The sequence below is a fragment of the Burkholderia sp. NFPP32 genome (assembly GCF_900119325.1).
GTDB classification, from domain to species: domain Bacteria; phylum Pseudomonadota; class Gammaproteobacteria; order Burkholderiales; family Burkholderiaceae; genus Burkholderia; species Burkholderia pyrrocinia_C.
In genome coordinates, this window is record NZ_FPJP01000015.1 from 40073 (window position 1) to 59004 (window position 18932).

Below are 18932 nucleotides of genomic sequence, written 5' to 3' on the forward strand. Positions count from 1 at the left end.
CAAAAAAAGGGCCGCGAGGCCCTTTTTTTCGTTCGCCGTCATTCGCCGGCCGGCTGCGCGATCCGCGCGGGTACCGGTTCGCGCCGCCGCGTCTGCGCGACGCCCGCATAGATCACCATCGCGACCAGCACGCCGAGCAGCACGATCGACGAGCCGACCGTACCGAGCGCGAGCCCGCCCTTCGCGACCGGCTTCGTCAGCAGGTCGCCGACCGTCGCACCGAACGGGCGCGTGAGCACGAACGCGGCCCAGAACAGCAGCACGCCGGAAATCCGCGTGAAATAGTGCGCGAGCACGATCGCCGCAAGCAGCCCGCCGATCAGCAGCGCGCCGCCGCCGAAGCCGAGGCCCGAGCTGTCCGCGAGGAAATCACCGAGCGCGGTGCCGAGCGTGTTCGAGAACAGGATCGCGATCCAGTACAGCAGTTCGACCTTGCGCGTGCGGATCAGGTCGACCGACAGCGATTCGCCGCTGAGCCGCCAGACCGCGAAGATCGCCAGCAGGATCGCGACGAGGATCGACGAGCCGGCCGCATAACCGAGGCCGAGCGTGCGATCCATGAAGTCGGACATCGTCGTGCCGGCCGTGCTCGTCGCGACGATCACGGCCCAGTAGACCGCCGGGCGATAGCGCGTCGTCTTGAGCTGCGCGCCCAGCGTCACGAGAAAGAAGCCGAACAGCAGGATCGAACTCACCGCATAACCGACGTTCAGCGTCATCGACAGCAAATCGCCGCCAGTTTCGCCGAGCGTCGTCGCGCAGATCTTCATGATCCAGAACGCAAGCGTGATTTCGGGAAGTTTGTTCATTCGAACCCCTTTTTGCAGGAAAGCGGCGAGCCGGCGCGTGCCGGCCCGCGTTGCAGACAGGATCGAATGTAGCCGCCGTCGGCTTAACGGAACCTTAGCGAATGTGAAGAACGGGATGGCCTGCGGGCGCGGTCGTCGTGACCGCGTCGGCGCCGTCAGCGTGCGTGCTGGTGCCGGTAGTGCAGCGCATACGCGAGCGTCAGCAGCACGACGAACACGACGCCGACCACCATCGTCATCCGGAATTCGCGCGTGAACGCGGTCGTGAACAGGATCGCCGCGACGAGTCCCGCGCCGAGCAGGCTGCCGAACGGGTGACCCCACATCCGGAACGCGAGCGCGGGGCCGCGATACCGCAAACGGAAGCGCAGGTGCGTGACGAAGATCATCAGCCATGTGAACAGCGCGCCGAACATCGCGATCGCCATCATCACGGTGAACGCCGTGTCGGGCGCCAGCGCGACCAGCACGGCTGCCACCGCGACGCCGCTCGTCGAGATCCACAGCGCCGCACGCGGCACGCCGTTCGTGCCGAGCCGGCCGAATACCGCGGGGGCGAGCCGTGCGCGCGACAGGCTGAACATCATCCGCGTCGTCACGTAGAGCTGGCTGTTCATCGCCGACAGCGCCGCGATCAGCAGCACGAAGTTGATCACGCCCGCCGCGTACGGTACGTGCGTCGCGGCCATCACCTTCACGAACGGGCTTTCGTCGGTGCCGGCCTGCGTCCACGGCACGATCGCGAGCATCAGCGACAGCGTCAGCAGGTAGAACAGCACGAGCCGGAACACCGTCGAGCGAAACGCGCGCGTGACCGCGTGCTGCGGATCGCGCGCTTCGCCCGCCGCGATCGCGACGGCCTCGATGCTCATGTAGCTGAAGATCGCGACGATCACCGCGACCCAGGTGCCCCACGGCCCCTTCGGCATGAAGCCGTCGTGCGCGGTGTAGTTCGCGAAACCGATACCCGATGCGGCCGGCGCCGACCACACGAGGTACGCGCCGAGCACGATGAACACGACGATCGCCGCGATCTTCAGCAGCGAGAATGCATACTCGACCGAGCCGTACAGCGTGACGCTCGCGAGGTTCACGGCGATCAGCAGCGCGGAGAAGCCGATCACCCAGTACCAGCCGGGCACGGCCGGGAACCAGTACTTCATGAACACGGCGATCGCACTGATCTCGGTGCCGATCGCGAACACGACCGCGAACCAGTACGCATAACGCACCAGAAAGCCCGCGAGCGGGCCGACGTAGTGTTCGGCATACGCGCCGAACGAGCCGGCCGTCGGATGCGCGACGGTCATTTCAGCGAGCGCGCCCATCAGCAGCAGCGCGATCAGCGCGCCGATCGCATAAGACACCAGCACGCTCGGGCCGGCGAGCCCGATCGCGAACCCGCTGCCGAGGAACAGCCCCGTGCCGATCGCGCCGCCGATCGCGATCATCGCCATTTGCCCCGACGTCAGCGCGTGGCGCAACCCTTGTTCGCGCGCGACGATGCTGTCGAACGATCGTTGTTGTTGTGTCACTGCGTTACCACTCCCCTGTACCACCATTGCGCCGCCGGCGCCGGATAAAACGAAACGGCGCGGAGAACTTCCCGCGCCGTTCGCATGAACAACGAATTATCGCTTACTCGACTTCGACCGTCTCTTCGTTCGGCTTGTGCGGCGGATTCGCCAGCTTGTCGAACGACAACTGCACCTTGTCGCTTTCGTCGACGTCGACGGTCACGTGACCGCCGTTGACGAGCTTGCCGAACAGCAGCTCGTCGGCGAGCGCGCGACGGATCGTGTCCTGGATCAGCCGCTGCATCGGCCGCGCGCCCATCAGCGGGTCGAAGCCGTGCTTCGCGAGATGCTTGCGCAATGCGTCGGTGAAGAGCGCGTCGACCTTCTTCTCGTGCAGCTGTTCCTCGAGCTGGATCAGGAACTTGTCGACCACGCGCATGATGATTTCCTCATCGAGCGAGCGGAAGCTGATGATCGAATCCAGGCGGTTGCGGAACTCCGGCGTGAACAGGCGCTTGATGTCGGTCATCTCGTCGCCCGTTTCGCGGCGCGTCGTGAAGCCGATCGTCGCCTTCTGCATCGACTCGGCGCCCGCGTTCGTCGTCATGATGATGATGACGTTGCGGAAATCCGCCTTGCGGCCATTGTTGTCCGTCAGCGTGCCGTGGTCCATCACCTGCAGCAGCACGTTGTAGATGTCCGGATGCGCCTTCTCGATTTCGTCGAGCAGCAGCACGCAATGCGGCTTCTTCGTGACGGCTTCGGTCAGCAGCCCGCCCTGGTCGAACCCGACATAGCCCGGCGGCGCGCCGATCAGGCGGCTCACCGCATGACGCTCCATATACTCCGACATGTCGAAACGGATCAGCTCGATGCCGAGCGTGAACGCGAGCTGGCGCGCCACTTCGGTCTTGCCGACGCCCGTCGGGCCGGAGAACAGGAACGCACCGATCGGCTTGTCCATCTTGCCGAGGCCCGCGCGCGCCATCTTGATCGATGCCGCCAGCGCGTCGATCGCCGGATCCTGGCCGAACACGACGCTCTTCAGGTCGCGATCGAGCGTCTGCAGCTTGCTCCGGTCGTCCTGCGACACGCTCTGCGGCGGCACGCGCGCGATCTTCGAGATGATTTCCTCGATCTCGCTCTTGCCGATCGTCTTCTTCTGCTTCGACTTCGGCAGGATGCGCTGCGCGGCGCCCGCTTCGTCGATCACGTCGATCGCCTTGTCCGGCAGGTGACGGTCGGTGATGAAGCGCGCCGACAGTTCGGCCGCGGCCGACAGCGCACCCGACGAATACTTGACGCCGTGATGCTCCTCGAAGCGCGACTTCAGCCCGCGCAGGATCGCGACCGTCTGCTCGACGGTCGGCTCGCTCACGTCGACCTTCTGGAAGCGCCGCGACAGCGCCGCATCCTTCTCGAAGATGCCGCGATACTCGGTGAACGTGGTCGCGCCGATGCACTTGAGCGTGCCCGACGACAGCGCCGGCTTCAGCAGGTTCGACGCATCGAGCGTGCCGCCCGACGCGGCGCCCGCGCCGATCAGCGTATGGATCTCGTCGATGAACAGGATCGCGTGCGGGCGCTCCTTCAGTTCCTTCAGCACCGTCTTCAGGCGCTGCTCGAAATCGCCGCGATACTTGGTGCCCGCGAGCAACGCGCCCATGTCGAGCGAATAGACCTGCGCATTCGCGAGGATGTCGGGCACTTCGCCGCGCGTGATGCGATAGGCGAGCCCTTCCGCGATCGCGGTCTTGCCGACGCCGGCCTCGCCGACGAGCAGCGGATTGTTCTTGCGACGACGGCACAGCACCTGCACGACGCGCTCGACCTCGGGCTCGCGACCGATCAGCGGATCGATGCGGCCGTCCTTCGCCATCTGGTTCAGGTTCTGCGTGAACTGCGCGAGCGGCGTTTCCTTCTGCGCATTCGCGTCTTCGCTTTCCGCGTTCGCATCGGTCGACTTCGCGGCCTCGCCGTTGTTCGTCTTCGCGATGCCGTGCGAAATGAAGTTCACGACGTCGAGGCGCGTGACGCCCTGCTGCTGCAGGTAGTACACCGCGTGCGAATCCTTCTCGCCGAAGATCGCGACCAGCACGTTCGCGCCGGTCACTTCCTTCTTGCCGTTCGACGTCGACTGGACGTGCATGATCGCGCGCTGGATCACGCGCTGGAAACCGAGCGTCGGTTGCGTATCGACGTCGTCGGTGCCCGGGACGGTAGGCGTGTTGTCGTGGATGAAATTGCGCAGGTTCTGACGCAGATCCTCGATGTTTGCCGCGCACGCGCGCAACACCTCGGCTGCCGTCGGATTATCCAGCAGGGCCAGCAGCAGATGCTCGACCGTAATGAACTCATGGCGCGCCTGGCGTGCTTCCATGAACGCCATGTGCAGGCTGACTTCCAATTCCTGGGCAATCATGCTTCCTCCATCACGCACTGCAGCGGATGCCCGGCCTGCCGCGCATGGGTAACGACTTGCTCAACCTTGGTCGACGCGATGTCCCGCGTATAGACCCCACAAACCCCTCGCCCTTCGCGATGGACCTTCAGCATGATCTGCGTGGCCGTCTCGCGATCCTTCTTGAAATACTCCTGGACGACCATCACGACGAATTCCATCGGCGTGAAGTCGTCGTTCAGCAGCACCACCTTGTACATCGAAGGCGGCTTGAGCTTCTGCTGCTTGCGTTCCAGGACGGTACTGTCCTGCTTGTCCGGGATAATCGCCATACACCCATTCTAAACAACTCGGGCAGGCCCGCAATCCTGCCATTACCCGACCGACCGGCCGGCGCCCTCCCCGGTATCCCGGAACACGCGATCTTCTTCGTGCCATACGAAAGCCGGCTGCGGTGCCGGCTTTCACGCGTGGCGCGGAACACGAACCGTCAGGGGGAACCGCACCGGAACGTCGTATCCGCATCCAGTATCCCACAAGCCGGGACGACTCGAACGCGTGTCACTCGAGCCTGGTATATGAGCCGATTATGCGGCTTTTCAAGTCCTCGCGCTTGGCCGCATGCTGCGAAGCAAAGCCGGAAAAACCCTGAAAATGGGTTCTTTACAACGGCCCTCCAACCGTCTAAAAATTCCTCTTGACACTCCAATAAAGAGCGCCAACAATCAAGCTGGCACTTTTTTCAAATCGCCGGTTGGTGAAATGAAAGAGGCCGAGGTGAGCTTGTGAGGGGGGAACGGCTGCATTTTCCGGTCGTTTAGCTTTTCGAGCGTGCTCGTGGTAAGTAGCAGCGACTGTGTGACAGGGGAAGTAGGTATGGCAACTGGTATCGTTAAGTGGTTCAACGACGCGAAGGGCTTCGGTTTCATCACTCCCGACGAGGGCGGTGAGGATCTGTTTGCGCACTTCTCGGCTATCACCATGAATGGCTTCAAGACGCTGAAGGAAGGCCAGAAGGTGAGCTTTGACGTCGTTCAAGGACCGAAGGGCAAGCAAGCGTCGAACATCCAGGCCGCATAAAGGCATCGGATATCGGACGAAGAAACCCGGCGCATTGCGCCGGGTTTCTTTTTTTCAGGCCGGCCAATCGATAATCGATTGACCGGGATTTTCGTTCAATCCCGATAATTGAACACGCATTGTCTTGTCACGCATGCAGATCGAATACCTATCCGGCATGTGAAACATATTCACCGTTTCGTTACACGACCTTGAGCGTGCCCATCATGCCGAGATCCTCGTGTTCGAGAATGTGGCAATGAAACATGCGCTCGCCGGGCATGTCTTGCGTGACGAGAATCGTCACGGTTTCGCCGCTGCGCACATTCACGGTATCGCGCCATGCGCGCAACGGTTCGCTCGAGCGCGAGCCGCCCGACGCGCGCTCGGTCACCTGGAACTGCGTGCCGTGCAGATGGAACGGGTGATCCATGTCGGTGGTATTGCGAATCTCCCACCGCTCGACGTCGCCGCGACGGCTCGTCAGCGTCGCGCGGTGCGGCGCGTAGGTCTCGCCGTTGATCGTGAAGCGCATGCCCGCCGGGCGGCCGTGCGCCGCGCCCTTCATCATCGCGTCCATGTCCATTTCTTCGCCGAACTCGACCGTCTTGTGCGCAACCGGTTCGCCCAGCAGCGGCACCGCGCGCAGCACGGCGGGCAGCGCGCGCGCCTCGGCGGGCGCAAACGCGACATCGGCCAGCGCCAGCGCCGGATCGGGCGGCAGGCTGCCGTGGCCGTCGTCGTGCGACATCGCCATCTTGCGCCGGTCGTATTCGGCCGCCTGCAGCACCGCGCGCGACGCACGATCGCCGGCGCGCACCAGCAACTCCGCGCGCTCGCCCGGCGCAATCAGCAGCGACGTCACGCGGCGCGGTGCGTCGAACAGCCCGCCGTCGGTGCCCGCGTGCTCGAACGCACGACCGTCGTCGAACGCGACGCGCAGGTAGCGCGCGCTGCACGCATTCCATACCCGCCAACGCTCGTCGCCGGCGACGTCGATCCGCGGTCGGCGTGCGCCGTTGACCAGCACGAACTGACCTTCACGGCCGTTCATCCAGTCCATCATGTCGTTCGGTGCAATCGTGCCGTCGCGCGCAAGCTTCAGGTCCGACACGAACAGGTTGCGCTCGGGCCAGCCGACGAGCGGATCGTCCGCGGCGCGCACGACGAACGGGCCGGCCAGCCCGCGAAACACCTGCTCGGCCGTCATCATGTGCGGATGCGGGTGGTACCAGTAGGTGCCGGCGCTGCCCTTCGGCAACGTGAAGCGGTACACGCGCGACGCGCCCGGCGCGACCGGATCGGACGGATTGCCGTCCTGGTCGGGCGGCACGGGCAGCCCGTGCCAGTGGATCGTCGACGGCTGCGGCAGTTTGTTCACGAACCGGATCTCGACCGTATCGCCCTCGCGCACGTCGATCAGCGGGCCGACGACGGGGCCCTGCGTGCCCGCACCGAACTGCCAGAAGGTGGTCGGCCGCGCACCGTGCAGCATCGGCCGCGCAACGGGCTGCGCCACCAGCGTGGCCCGGAACGTGCCGGGCTCGCGGCTTTCGTTCGCGAGCGTGCGCAACGTCGCGAGCGGCGCGCCGGCCGGCAGCGCGTCGGCGGCCGCGAGCGCGGCCGGCGCGGGCTTGACGTGCTGCGCGTGACCCGACATCCCTGACATGCCGGGCATGTCGTCCATCGAATCCATGCCGGCCATGCCCTCATGACCGGCCTGCTGCGCCCACGCGGTGCGCGCGAACAGCGACGCGGCCGCGACACCGACGGCGCGCGACAAGAAGGTTCTCCGTATCATCAATCGTTCCTCGTTATCCATGCTGCATCGCGCGGCAGCCGCGACGCCCGCGCCGGCCGGCTCGAATGCCGATGCGCGACGCGAAACCTGATGCCCGCGTCATCATAACCGCGAGCCCGATCGAAACGCGCCGCCGCCGGTCGGGCGGCAATACGCGGCAGCGCGCGGCGCTGCCACACCGAACTCGATACGCATCGGCCGGCATCATCGAGCAGCGCTGTACGCCGGTTCACCGGCGACCGCCGCCACTCATCCGCTCCGATTACGGACTCCTGGCCACCGCTTGGCGCCTGCCGTTCGTCCCTGCATTGCCGCTCGCCGCGTCATCCCCCGCGAAACCGTAAATATTTCACGATGCGGAACAAGTCTCTGCGTTGTAAAAATTCTTGGTGCAGGGCACAAATTTCCTGTTTCGCGATGCCAAAAAACGTTCCGCAATACAAAACGACATAAATAACGCAATGTTTTTAAAAGGGATTTTTTGTTTCGAGAAGCTGTTCTACACGCACCATCCGACCGGGTCGCGGACGTAGACTTTGTTCCATGCACCGACGCTTCGCCACGACGTTCGATACGGGACCCGGCGCAAGCAGCCAGTCGGGCCATGGCCGGCCGAGCCGGCACGCGGCACAACAGAATCGCATGTGATCAGAAAGGGAGAACGGAAATGAAGGGATTTCGCTTTGGTTCAGCGCTCGGGTCGTTCTACATCCTGCCGGGTAACGGCGGCTGGGAAGCGACGTTCGGCAACGCCCTGCTCGGCGCGTTCTCGTGCCCCGAAGTGGCAGCCGACCACATCTCCCGCGGCGACTGCCCGCAGCTGTCCGACATGGACACGGCGACGCTCGAAGTGCCGCACGAAATCGCCGAGTGGGAAATCGTTCACGTCTGAATGGCAAGCCTGCAACGAAAAACGCCCCGGCGTCCGGGGCGTTTTTTCTTTTGCGTAGAGCGGCGGACGGTGAAACCCGCCGCGCCGACGCCCGCGCTGGCCCGCGCGATTGCGCCGCCGGCGTCAGGCGACCGCGTCGACGATGCCGTTCAGCGTCGCGCTCGGGCGCATCGCCTGGCTCGTCAGATCGACGTTCGGACGGTAGTAGCCGCCGATGGCCTGCGGCTTGCCCTGCGCGGCCGCCAGTTCTTCCAGGATGCGCGCTTCGCTGCCGGACAGCGCCTTCGCCACGCCTTCGAACTGCGCCTTCAGCGCGGCGTCCTCGGTCTGCTCGGCGAGCGCCTGCGCCCAGTACAGGCACAGGTAGAAGTGGCTGCCGCGGTTGTCGAGGCCGCCGACCTTGCGCGCCGGCGACTTGTTCTCGTCCAGGAACTTGCCGGTCGCCTGGTCGAGCGTCTTCGCGAGCACGACCGCCTTCGGGTTCTGGTACGCGTGGCCGAGGTGTTCGAGCGACGCTGCCAGCGCGAGGAATTCGCCGAGCGAATCCCAGCGCAGGAAGCCTTCCTCGACGAACTGCTGCACGTGCTTCGGCGCGGACCCGCCCGCACCCGTCTCGAACATCCCGCCACCGGCCATCAGCGGCACGATCGACAGCATCTTCGCGCTGGTGCCGAGCTCCATGATCGGGAACAGGTCGGTCAGGTAGTCGCGCAGCACGTTGCCGGTGACCGAGATCGTGTCCTTGCCCGCGCGGATACGCTCGAGCGAGAAGCGGGTTGCGTCTTCCGGCGTCATGATGCGGATGTCGAGGCCGTTCGTGTCGTGATCCTTCAGGTAGCGTTCGACCTTCGCGATGATCTGCGCATCGTGCGCGCGCGCCGGATCGAGCCAGAACACGGCCGGTACGCCGGTCGCGCGCGCGCGGTTCACCGCGAGCTTGACCCAGTCCTGCACCGGCGCGTCCTTCGTCTGGCACATGCGCCAGATGTCGCCCGACTCGACCGCGTGCTCGAGCAGCACGTTGCCGGCTTCATCGGTGACGCGCACGACGCCGTCCGAAGGAATCTGGAACGTCTTGTCGTGCGAACCGTATTCTTCGGCCGCCTGCGCCATCAGGCCGACGTTCGGCACGCTGCCCATCGTGACCGGATCGAATGCGCCGTGCTGCTTGCAGTCCTCGATCACGGCCTGGTAGACGCCCGCGTAGCAGCGGTCCGGAATCACGGCCTTCGCGTCGTACAGTTCGCCGTCCGGACCCCACATGCAGCCCGACTCGCGGATCATCGCCGGCATCGACGCGTCGACGATCACGTCGCTCGGCACGTGCAGGTTCGTGATGCCCTTGTCCGAGTTGACCATCGCGAGGCGCGGGCGCACCGCGTATTCGGCCTTGACGTCGGCTTCGATCGCTTCGCGCGTGTCGGCCGGCAGGTCCTTCAGGCGCGCGTACAGGTCGCCGATCCCGTTGTTCGGGTTGAAACCGACCTGCGCCAGCACGTCGGCGTGCTTCGCGAGCGCGTCGCGGTAGAACACCGACACGAAATGGCCGAACAGGATCGGATCGGAGACCTTCATCATGGTCGCCTTCAGGTGCACCGAGAACAGCACGCCCTGCGCCTTCGCATCGGCGATCTGTGCTTCGATGAAGCTGCGCAGCGCGTTGCGGCTCATCACCGATGCGTCGATGACTTCACCGGCCTTCACGGCCGTCTTTTCCTTCAGCACCTTCTTCGCGCCGTCGGTCGTCGTGAGTTCGATCTTCACGCTGCCCGCATCGGCGATCAGCGCCGACTTCTCGCTGCCGTAGAAGTCGCCTTCGCTCATGTGCGCGACGTGCGCCTTCGACGTGGCCTGCCACGCACCCATCTTGTGCGGGTGCTTGCGGGCGTAGTTCTTGACCGACAGCGGCGCGCGGCGGTCGGAGTTGCCTTCGCGCAGCACCGGGTTCACCGCGCTGCCCTTGATCTTGTCGTAGCGGGCCTTGACGGCCTTTTCCTCGTCGGTCGACGGGTCTTCCGGATAGGCCGGCAGCTTGTAGCCCTGCGCCTGCAGTTCGGCGATCGCGGCCTTGAGCTGCGGCACCGACGCGCTGATGTTCGGCAGCTTGATGATGTTCGCTTCCGGCTTCAGCGTGAGCTGGCCCAGCTCCGCCAGATCGTCGGAACCCTTCTGCTCCGGCGGCAGGCTGTCTGCGAATGCCGCGATGATGCGGCCGGCGAGCGAAATGTCGCGCGTTTCGACGGCGACGCCGGACGAACGCGTGAAGGCCTTGACGATCGGCAGCAGCGAATAGGTCGCGAGCGCGGGCGCTTCGTCGGTGAGGGTATAGATGATCTTGGGCGAAGTGGACATGGTCGATGCGTTGCTACGTGAATATTGGAACTGAAGATCGCCGGCGATAACCGGCGGAGGGGCGACCGGATCGGTCGCGAATGGGGCCGCGCCGGCTCAGCCGGGCGGTGGTATTGCGAGGGCCGTCATGTTCTACCTTGCAGGGCATCCGGGCCGCATCGCGGCGCCGCGGCCCGCATGCCGGACCGCCCTGCCAACAAACCTGCCATCCACGAAACGCCCCGGCGCCGGCAGTAGGCGCCGGGGCGGCCGGAAACGCTCCGGCCCACCCCGGAAGGGGACTTACATGTTCTCGATCAGCACTTCGCCGAAGCCCGAGCACGACACCTGCGTCGCGCCTTCCATCAGGCGCGCGAAGTCGTACGTGACGCGCTTCTGCAGGATCGACTTCTCCATCGACGCGATGATCGTGTCGGCCGCTTCCGTCCAGCCGAGATGGCGCAGCATCATTTCCGCCGACAGGATCTCGGAACCCGGGTTCACGTAATCCTTGCCCGCGTACTTCGGCGCGGTACCGTGCGTCGCCTCGAACATCGCGACCGAATCCGACAGGTTCGCGCCCGGCGCGATCCCGATGCCGCCGACCTGCGCGGCCAGCGCGTCGGAGATGTAGTCGCCGTTCAGGTTCAGCGTCGCGATCACGTCGTATTCGGCCGGACGCAGCAGGATCTGCTGCAGGAACGCGTCGGCGATCGAATCCTTGATCACGATCTCGTTGCCCGTCTTCGGGTTCTTCACGCGCATCCACGGGCCGCCGTCGATCAGCTCGCCGCCGAACTCCTTCTGCGCCAGCGCGTAGCCGGCGTCACGGAACAGGCCTTCCGTGAACTTCATGATGTTGCCCTTGTGCACCAGCGTGACCGACTTGCGATCGTTGTCGATCGCATACTGGATCGCCTTGCGCACGAGGCGCTCGGTGCCTTCGGTCGACACGGGCTTGACGCCGATCCCCGAGGTTTCCGGGAAGCGGATCTTCTTCACGCCCATCTCGTCCTGCAGGAACTTGATCACCTTCTTCGCCTGCTCGGAGCCCGCGGCCCATTCGATGCCTGCGTAGATGTCTTCCGAGTTCTCGCGGAAGATCACCATGTCGATCTTTTGCGGCTCGCGCACCGGCGACGGCACGCCCTTGAAGTACTGGATCGGGCGCAGGCACACGTACAGGTCGAGTTCCTGGCGCAGCGCGACGTTCAGCGAACGGATGCCGCCGCCGACCGGGGTCGTGAGCGGCCCCTTGATCGACACCACGTATTCCTTCAGCACCTGCAGCGTTTCGTCCGGGAGCCACACGTCCGGACCGTACACCTTCGTCGCCTTCTCGCCCGCGAAAATCTCCATCCAGTGGATCTTGCGCTTGCCCTTGTAGGCATGCGCGACCGCCGCATCGACGACCTTGATCATGACCGGCGTGATATCGAAGCCCGTACCGTCGCCTTCGATATAGGGAATGATCGGCTGATCGGAAACGTTGAGCGAGAAGTCCTTGTTGACGGTGATCTTGTCACCGCCTTCCGGAACCTTGATGTGCTGATACGGCATGATCGACTCCAGTGACGTGGCTGAGCAGGTGATGCTGGTCGAAGCTGCGCGCGCGACGGGGGCGCGGCATGGCCACCCCGTGACGGCAACAGCGAGCCGCTATTCTAGCGCCCCAACCGGGCACTTCGGCATGAAGCGCGGCACTGCGTATCAAGACCTCACTTATGTCTTATATAAGACAGAGGACTTGCCGTTCCGTATTATGCATTAAGATTCCGCCATTTGCCATAGACCGCCCTGCCCGCTTGCTGCGGCCCGCCGGGCGGGCGCCCCGCCATGAACCTGATCGCCCTCAACAAGCCGTTCGGCACGATTTGCCAGTTTTCCGCGCACGAGACGCGGCCGTCGCTAGGCGACTGGGTAAAAACGCCCGGTGTCTATGCAGCCGGCCGGCTCGACGCGGACAGCGAGGGTTTGCTGCTGCTCACCGACGACGGCGCACTGCAGGCGCGCATCGCGGAGCCGCGCCACAAGCTCGTCAAGCGCTACTGGGCGCAGGTCGAAGGTGCGCCCGGCCCCGCCGACCTGAAGGCGCTCGCGCGCGGCGTCGATCTTGGCGACTACGTGACGCGCCCATGCCGCGCCGAATTCATCGAGCCACCCGACGCGCTGTGGCCGCGCAATCCGCCGATCCGCTATCGTGCCGCGATCCCGACCACGTGGATCGAGCTCGCGATCACCGAAGGCAAGAATCGGCAGGTGCGCCGGATGACGGCGGCCGTCGGCTTCCCGACGTTGCGCCTGGTGCGCGTCGGCATCGGCGCGCTGGATATATTCGCGCTCGGCATTGCGCCGGGCGAAACAATCGCACTGCCGCCGCGCGCGCCGTGGGACGGTTTCGCGCCCGCCGGATGACGGATTCGGGACGCACGATTTTTTTCGTCGTCTTTTTCGTCAACCACCTGCAAAGATCGCGCGTTAAACCACGCAGATGCCACCCTGAGCTATCCGGTATCGGCAGCCGAACGTGTTTGCGTCACGAAAGCGACGTCTTTTTCGAATACGATTCGGCGCCCGCAGCGCAATGAGAAATTTCTCGAAGCGTCTGTCAACCGAAAGGTGGATGGCACCGTTAGACGTCATGACTCCTATGCCGGGTCATTTGGTTAATTAACTAAAGCTGAGGAACACAACATGAACAAACTGATCGCCGCTCTGGTCGCTGGTCTCTTCGCAACGGCTGCTTTCGCACAAGCTTCGGCTCCGGCCGCTCCGGCTGCTGCTGCTCCGGCAGAAGCTGCTTCGGCACCGGCTAAGAAGGCAACGCACAAGAAGCACCACGCAGCGAAGAAGCACCACGCTGCGAAGAAGGCAGCTAGCGAAGCCGAAGCCCCGGCAGCTGCTTCGAACTAAGCAAGCAAGTTGTAATAACGCAGTCAAGAACACGCAGTCTTGCCGTTCTTACGGCGTTGAAAGGCAGATCACCGCAAGGCGATCTGCCTTTTTCTTTTTTGTGCCCGCCGGCGCGCATCGCGTACCATGCGGGTCTCGTTTTCCAGATAGGAGCCTTGCTGTGCAATTCTCCCTGCGCTCGTCGCTCGGCCGCCTTGCGCGCGCCGCCGTGTTTCCCGCCGCGCTCGCCGTCCTCGCGCTCGGCATGCAGGCCGCCAGCGCGCAGATGCCGCCCGGCGCCAAGCAGCCGAGCGAGTTCCCGCACGTGAAGCTGCGCGCCGGCATGTACGTGATCGACGCGGCCGTCGCCGCAAACGACGCCGACCGCGAACAGGGGCTGATGTACCGTTCGCAGCTCGCGCCGAACGAAGGCATGCTGTTCGTGTTCAACGAGAATGCCGTGCACTGCTTCTGGATGAAGAACACGCTGATCCCGCTGTCGATCGCGTTCATCCGCGCGGACGGCACGATCACCGACATCGACGAGATGAAGGCAGAGACGACCGACAACCACTGCCCGCGCAACAACGGCGTCTATGCGCTCGAAATGAGCAAGGGCTGGTTCGCCGCGAAGGGCATCAAGCCCGGCATGAAGCTCGAAGGCCTGCCGAAGGCCCAGTAACGGCGGTCCGCGGCCTCGCGCCGTGCCCCGACCGAAGCCGGCTGCCCGTTGCGCGCCGGCTTTTTTTTCGCCGGCGGCCGACGCTGCCCGGCTTGATTCCGCCGGCGCTGGCCGCATCTGCAAAAGCCACGCGCAAGCGCTATGCTTTAAGTCTCGCTTGTTCCAAACCCGGGCCGGCCCAGCCTGCCCGCTTACGATCCGAACCACCAGGAGGTTCACGTGCCCCGCAAAACCCCCATCGAGCGCTATCGCAATATCGGGATCAGCGCTCACATCGATGCCGGCAAGACCACGACGACCGAGCGCATCCTGTTTTATACCGGCGTGAGCCACAAGATCGGTGAAGTGCACGACGGCGCGGCCACGATGGACTGGATGGAGCAGGAGCAGGAACGCGGCATCACGATCACGTCGGCGGCGACCACGGCCTTCTGGAAAGGCATGGCCGGCAACTATCCGGAACACCGGATCAACATCATCGATACCCCGGGCCACGTCGACTTCACGATCGAGGTCGAACGCTCGATGCGCGTGCTCGACGGCGCGTGCATGGTCTACGACTCGGTCGGCGGCGTGCAGCCGCAGTCCGAAACCGTGTGGCGCCAGGCGAACAAGTACAAGGTGCCGCGCATCGCGTTCGTCAACAAGATGGACCGCGTCGGCGCCGACTTCTTCCGCGTGCAGCGGCAGATCGGCGAGCGCCTGAAGGGCGTCGCCGTGCCGATCCAGATTCCGGTCGGCGCGGAAGATCATTTCCAGGGCGTCGTCGATCTCGTGAAGATGAAGGCGATCGTCTGGGACGACGAAAGCCAGGGCGTGAAGTTCTCGTACGAGGAGATCCCCGCGAATCTCGTCGAGCTCGCGCACGAATGGCGCGAGAAGATGGTCGAGGCCGCGGCGGAAGCGAGCGAGGAACTGCTCGAGAAGTACCTGCACGACCATGAATCGCTGACCGAGGACGAGATCAAGGCCGCGCTGCGCAAGCGCACGATCGCGAACGAGATCGTGCCGATGCTGTGCGGCAGCGCGTTCAAGAACAAGGGCGTGCAGGCGATGCTCGACGCGGTGATCGACTACCTGCCGTCGCCGGTCGACGTGCCTGCGATCCTCGGCCACGACTTCGCCGATCCGGAAAAGCCGGCGGAACGTCATCCGAGCGACGACGAGCCGTTCTCGTCGCTCGCGTTCAAGATCATGACCGACCCGTTCGTCGGCCAGCTGATCTTCTTCCGCGTGTATTCGGGCGTCGTCGAATCCGGCGACACGGTGCTCAACGCGACGAAGGACAAGAAGGAACGGCTCGGCCGGATCCTGCAGATGCACGCGAACGAACGCAAGGAGATCAAGGAAGTGCGCGCGGGCGACATCGCGGCGGCCGTCGGCCTGAAGGAAGCGACGACGGGCGACACGCTGTGCGATCCGACCAAGCCGATCATCCTCGAGAAGATGGAATTCCCGGAGCCGGTGATCTCGCAGGCCGTCGAGCCGAAGACGAAGGCCGACCAGGAAAAGATGGGCCTCGCGCTGAACCGCCTCGCGCAGGAAGACCCGTCGTTCCGCGTGCAGACGGACGAAGAGTCCGGCCAGACGATCATTTCGGGGATGGGCGAGCTGCACCTCGAAATCCTGGTCGACCGGATGAAGCGCGAGTTCGGCGTCGAAGCGACGGTCGGCAAGCCGCAGGTCGCGTATCGCGAGACGGTGCGCACGACCGCGTCCGACGTCGAGGGCAAGTTCGTCAAGCAGTCGGGCGGCCGCGGCCAGTACGGCCATGCGGTGATCACGCTCGAGCCGAACCCGGGCAAGGGCTACGAGTTCCTCGACGAGATCAAGGGCGGCGTGATTCCGCGCGAATTCATCCCGGCCGTCGACAAGGGCATCACCGAAACGCTGAAGAGCGGCGTGCTCGCGGGCTACCCGGTCGTCGACGTGAAGGTGCACCTGACGTTCGGCTCGTACCACGACGTCGACTCGAACGAAAACGCGTTCCGGATGGCCGGCTCGATGGCGTTCAAGGAAGCGATGCGCCGCGCGAAGCCCGTGCTGCTCGAGCCGATGATGGCCGTCGAGGTCGAGACGCCCGAGGACTTCATGGGCAACGTGATGGGCGACCTGTCGAGCCGGCGCGGCATCGTGCAGGGGATGGAGGACATCGCGGGCGGCGGCGGCAAGCTCGTGCGCGCCGAAGTGCCGCTCGCGGAGATGTTCGGCTATTCGACATCGCTGCGTTCGGCCACGCAGGGCCGCGCGACGTACTCGATGGAGTTCAAGCACTACGCGGAAACGCCGGCCAACGTATCGGAAGGCGTGATCAACGCGAAGACGAAGTAACGCGCCGGGCGCTTGCGCCCTGCCGTATCGTGCAAAGCCCGTCCGGTTCCGCCGGACGGGCTTTTTTTCCGATGCGCACCGCTCGCGGCTTTTTGATCGGCCCGCCACGCGTTTTTCTCGCATGCCACAATGCAATGCGATTCGTCCGATGGAACCGTCCCGATGCCGCCCACCGCAGCCCTGCGCCGCCTGCTGACCCTCTATGCCGGCCTGATCGCCGCGAACGTCGCCGTCTGGCTGTGGGCGCTCGCGGTGCTGCGCGACCATCCGTTGCTGCTCGGCACCGCGGCGATCGCGTACGGGCTCGGGTTGCGTCATGCGGTCGACGCCGATCACATCGCCGCGATCGACGTCGCGACGCGCAAGCTGATGCAGGACGGCCAGCGTCCGGTGAGCGTCGGGCTGTTCTTCTCGCTCGGCCATTCGACGATCGTGATCGCCGCGACGCTCGGCATCGCGCTGACCGCGTTCGCGCTGCGCGACAGGTTCGACGCGTTTCGCGAGATCGGCGGCACGATCGGCACGGCGGTATCGGCCACCTTCCTGCTCGTGCTCGCGTGCGTAAACCTGATGATCCTGCGCGACGTGTGGCGGCGTTATCGCGGCGCGCCGGAGCACGCGCACGGCGCCACGCACGTGCACCGCCCGGCCGGACTCGTGTCGCGGCTGCTGCGCCCGCTGTTCCGGTTCGTGTCGAAGAGCTGGCACATGTATCCGGTCGGCGTGCTGTTCGGGTTAGGTTTCGATACTGCAACCGAAATCGGCCTGCTCGCGATTGCCGCCGCACAGGCGAGCCAGGGGTTGCCGGTCTATACGGTCATGCTGTTTCCCGCCTTGTTCACCGCCGGCATGACGCTGATCGACTCGACCGACAACGTGCTGATGATTCATGCGTACGGCTGGGCGATGGACGATCCGAAGCGCAAGCTGCTCTACAACGCGAGCATCACGTTCGTGTCGGCAGCCGTCGCGCTTGCGATCGGCGGGATCGAGGTGGCCGGCCTGCTCGCCGACAAGCTGTCGCTGACGGGCCCCGTGCGCGACGCGCTCGATGCGCTCGGCGAACGCTTCGGCTCGATCGGCTACGGCATCGTCGCGCTGTTCCTCGTCTGCTGGATCGCATCGATCCTGTTCCACCGCTGGCAGCGCGCGGCCGACGCGCCGGCGCGCTGAGCATCGTTCAGACGTTTCATTTCGGAAACAAAACTCCCGCAACGACGTTGCATGCGCCATCGCATGCATGCGCGCGCCTTGCGCCACGGGCGCAGACAGCCGGTGGCACGAATCTCGCAGATAGGGCTTCGCACGGCGGGCCCGCGTGCCGATACGCATTCGCGGCTGGCTTCAAGCGCCAGCCCGAAGGCAATCGGCCACCGAAAGGACAACGAATCTTTATTGGCCCCCTGCACCACACGTAGATAGCCGCGCGGCGACGAGGCTTCGCGCGCATTGGGAGGCCATAATGATGAAGACAAAACAGCCGTTCCGCGCGGCGGGACGGTGCTATCGCGCGACCTTGATGGCCGCAGCCGCGTTTGCGTGCTGCTGCTCGTATGCAGTCGCGCAGAACTCGGTGCCTGACTCCGCGCCCGACGCGGTCGCCAACGCCGACACCGTCATGATGCTGGTCGACGACGCTTCGTCGTGCGCAGCCAATCCGGCTGCATGCGCGGTGCATGTCTTTGCCGGCGGTGGCATCGGCGGTCACGGTGCCGGCGCGAACGGCAGTGGCGGCAACCCCGGCGGCGGCAGCGGGAGCGGCGGAAATAACGGAAACGGCGCTGTCGGACCTGCTGGTGTCGGCGGAGCGACAGGTGCAACGTCCGGCGGTACGAACGGCACGGGCCGCGGAGGCAATGCATCCGGCAACAGTGGTTCGGGTGGCAGTACTTCCGGTGGCGGCACTTCGGGTGGCGGCACTTCGGGCGGCGGCACTTCGGGCGGCGGTACTTCCGGCGGCGGTACTTCGGGCGGCGGCACTTCGGGCGGCGGTACTTCCGGTGGCGGCACTTCAGGTGGCGGCACTTCGGGTGGCGGTACTTCCGGTGGCGGTACTTCGGGTGGCGGCACTTCGGGTGGTGGTACTTCGGGTGGCGGCACTTCGGGTGGCGGAGGCCATGGCGGACATGGTGGCCATGGCGGCGGTGACGGAGGTGGCCAAGGCAATGGCGGGGGCACCGGCAGTGGCGGCTCGGGTAACGGTGGCGGTAACGGCAG

Annotated in this window: 14 protein-coding genes and 1 pseudogene; 8 read left to right on the forward strand and 7 right to left on the reverse strand. The window is 65.0% G+C overall.

What is annotated here, in order from left to right; all coding sequences use genetic code 11:
• Positions 1-38: 38 nt before the first annotated feature.
• The 4 genes from BT264_RS24945 to clpS form a co-directional block, all read right to left on the reverse strand.
• On the reverse strand, positions 39-809 hold the full coding sequence (locus tag BT264_RS24945) for a COG4705 family protein (RefSeq protein WP_072444898.1): 771 nt from the start codon (positions 807-809) through the stop codon (positions 39-41).
• A gap of 155 nt (positions 810-964) precedes the next feature.
• Positions 965-2344, reverse strand: a complete 1380-nt coding sequence (locus BT264_RS24950) for an amino acid permease (protein WP_072444900.1) — start codon at positions 2342-2344, stop codon at positions 965-967.
• Between the two features lie 103 nt (positions 2345-2447).
• Entirely contained in the window at positions 2448-4748 is a 2301-nt protein-coding gene (gene clpA, locus BT264_RS24955; protein ID WP_072444902.1) for an ATP-dependent Clp protease ATP-binding subunit ClpA, read from the reverse strand.
• Positions 4745-5059, reverse strand: a complete 315-nt coding sequence (gene clpS / locus BT264_RS24960) for an ATP-dependent Clp protease adapter ClpS (RefSeq protein WP_006398529.1) — start codon at positions 5057-5059, stop codon at positions 4745-4747. Before clpS ends, clpA begins: the two co-directional genes overlap by 4 nt.
• Before the next feature lie 544 nt (positions 5060-5603).
• Here clpS and BT264_RS24970 point away from each other — a divergent pair.
• Positions 5604-5807 (forward strand): cold-shock protein, encoded by a 204-nt coding sequence (locus BT264_RS24970; protein WP_006478030.1) that lies wholly within the window; start codon positions 5604-5606, stop codon positions 5805-5807.
• A gap of 181 nt (positions 5808-5988) precedes the next feature.
• Here BT264_RS24970 and BT264_RS24975 read toward each other — a convergent pair whose 3' ends face one another.
• A complete protein-coding gene (locus BT264_RS24975) occupies positions 5989-7587 on the reverse strand; it encodes a multicopper oxidase family protein (RefSeq protein WP_072444906.1) in 1599 nt (532 codons plus the stop codon).
• 667 nt (positions 7588-8254) lie between these two features.
• Between BT264_RS24975 and BT264_RS24980 the strand changes: the two genes are divergently transcribed.
• Positions 8255-8479 carry a hypothetical protein gene (locus BT264_RS24980; RefSeq protein WP_034178827.1) on the forward strand — a complete coding sequence of 75 codons (225 nt, stop codon included), beginning with the start codon at positions 8255-8257 and terminating at the stop codon, positions 8477-8479.
• A 123-nt stretch (positions 8480-8602) separates the two neighbouring features.
• On the opposite strand, the gene BT264_RS24985 is transcribed toward BT264_RS24980, so the two are convergent.
• Both BT264_RS24985 and icd read right to left on the reverse strand, forming a co-directional pair.
• Positions 8603-10831: an NADP-dependent isocitrate dehydrogenase gene (locus tag BT264_RS24985; RefSeq protein WP_072444909.1), complete on the reverse strand. Its 2229-nt coding sequence runs from the start codon at positions 10829-10831 to the stop codon at positions 8603-8605.
• Between the two features lie 282 nt (positions 10832-11113).
• Positions 11114-12370 (reverse strand): NADP-dependent isocitrate dehydrogenase, encoded by a 1257-nt coding sequence (icd, locus tag BT264_RS24990; protein ID WP_072444911.1) that lies wholly within the window; start codon positions 12368-12370, stop codon positions 11114-11116.
• 276 nt (positions 12371-12646) lie between these two features.
• Between icd and BT264_RS25000 the strand changes: the two genes are divergently transcribed.
• From BT264_RS25000 to BT264_RS40145, 6 genes and pseudogenes are all read left to right on the forward strand, one after another.
• Positions 12647-13225 (forward strand): pseudouridine synthase, encoded by a 579-nt coding sequence (locus tag BT264_RS25000; protein ID WP_034178831.1) that lies wholly within the window; start codon positions 12647-12649, stop codon positions 13223-13225.
• 279 nt (positions 13226-13504) lie between these two features.
• Positions 13505-13723 carry a hypothetical protein gene (locus BT264_RS25005; RefSeq protein WP_072444916.1) on the forward strand — a complete coding sequence of 73 codons (219 nt, stop codon included), beginning with the start codon at positions 13505-13507 and terminating at the stop codon, positions 13721-13723.
• A 160-nt stretch (positions 13724-13883) separates the two neighbouring features.
• Entirely contained in the window at positions 13884-14384 is a 501-nt protein-coding gene (locus BT264_RS25010) for a DUF192 domain-containing protein (RefSeq protein WP_034178832.1), read from the forward strand.
• A 219-nt stretch (positions 14385-14603) separates the two neighbouring features.
• Positions 14604-16715 (forward strand): elongation factor G, encoded by a 2112-nt coding sequence (gene fusA, locus BT264_RS25015; protein ID WP_034178833.1) that lies wholly within the window; start codon positions 14604-14606, stop codon positions 16713-16715.
• Positions 16716-16877: 162 nt separating this feature from the next.
• Positions 16878-17888: a HoxN/HupN/NixA family nickel/cobalt transporter gene (locus tag BT264_RS25020; RefSeq protein WP_177318442.1), complete on the forward strand. Its 1011-nt coding sequence runs from the start codon at positions 16878-16880 to the stop codon at positions 17886-17888.
• 289 nt (positions 17889-18177) lie between these two features.
• Positions 18178-18932 (forward strand): annotated as a pseudogene (locus BT264_RS40145) (hypothetical protein); the annotation flags it as partial.

Coding starts and splice junctions, on each gene's coding strand:
- BT264_RS24945 (WP_072444898.1), bottom strand. CDS start 809: ATGAACAAACTTCCCGAAATCACGCTTGCGTTCTGGATCATGAAGATC.
- clpA (WP_072444902.1), bottom strand. CDS start 4,748: ATGATTGCCCAGGAATTGGAAGTCAGCCTGCACATGGCGTTCATGGAA.
- clpS (WP_006398529.1), bottom strand. CDS start 5,059: ATGGCGATTATCCCGGACAAGCAGGACAGTACCGTCCTGGAACGCAAG.
- BT264_RS24970 (WP_006478030.1), top strand. CDS start 5,604: ATGGCAACTGGTATCGTTAAGTGGTTCAACGACGCGAAGGGCTTCGGT.
- BT264_RS24975 (WP_072444906.1), bottom strand. CDS start 7,587: ATGATACGGAGAACCTTCTTGTCGCGCGCCGTCGGTGTCGCGGCCGCG.
- BT264_RS24980 (WP_034178827.1), top strand. CDS start 8,255: ATGAAGGGATTTCGCTTTGGTTCAGCGCTCGGGTCGTTCTACATCCTG.
- BT264_RS24985 (WP_072444909.1), bottom strand. CDS start 10,831: ATGTCCACTTCGCCCAAGATCATCTATACCCTCACCGACGAAGCGCCC.
- icd (WP_072444911.1), bottom strand. CDS start 12,370: ATGCCGTATCAGCACATCAAGGTTCCGGAAGGCGGTGACAAGATCACC.
- BT264_RS25000 (WP_034178831.1), top strand. CDS start 12,647: ATGAACCTGATCGCCCTCAACAAGCCGTTCGGCACGATTTGCCAGTTT.
- BT264_RS25005 (WP_072444916.1), top strand. CDS start 13,505: ATGAACAAACTGATCGCCGCTCTGGTCGCTGGTCTCTTCGCAACGGCT.
- BT264_RS25020 (WP_177318442.1), top strand. CDS start 16,878: ATGCCGCCCACCGCAGCCCTGCGCCGCCTGCTGACCCTCTATGCCGGC.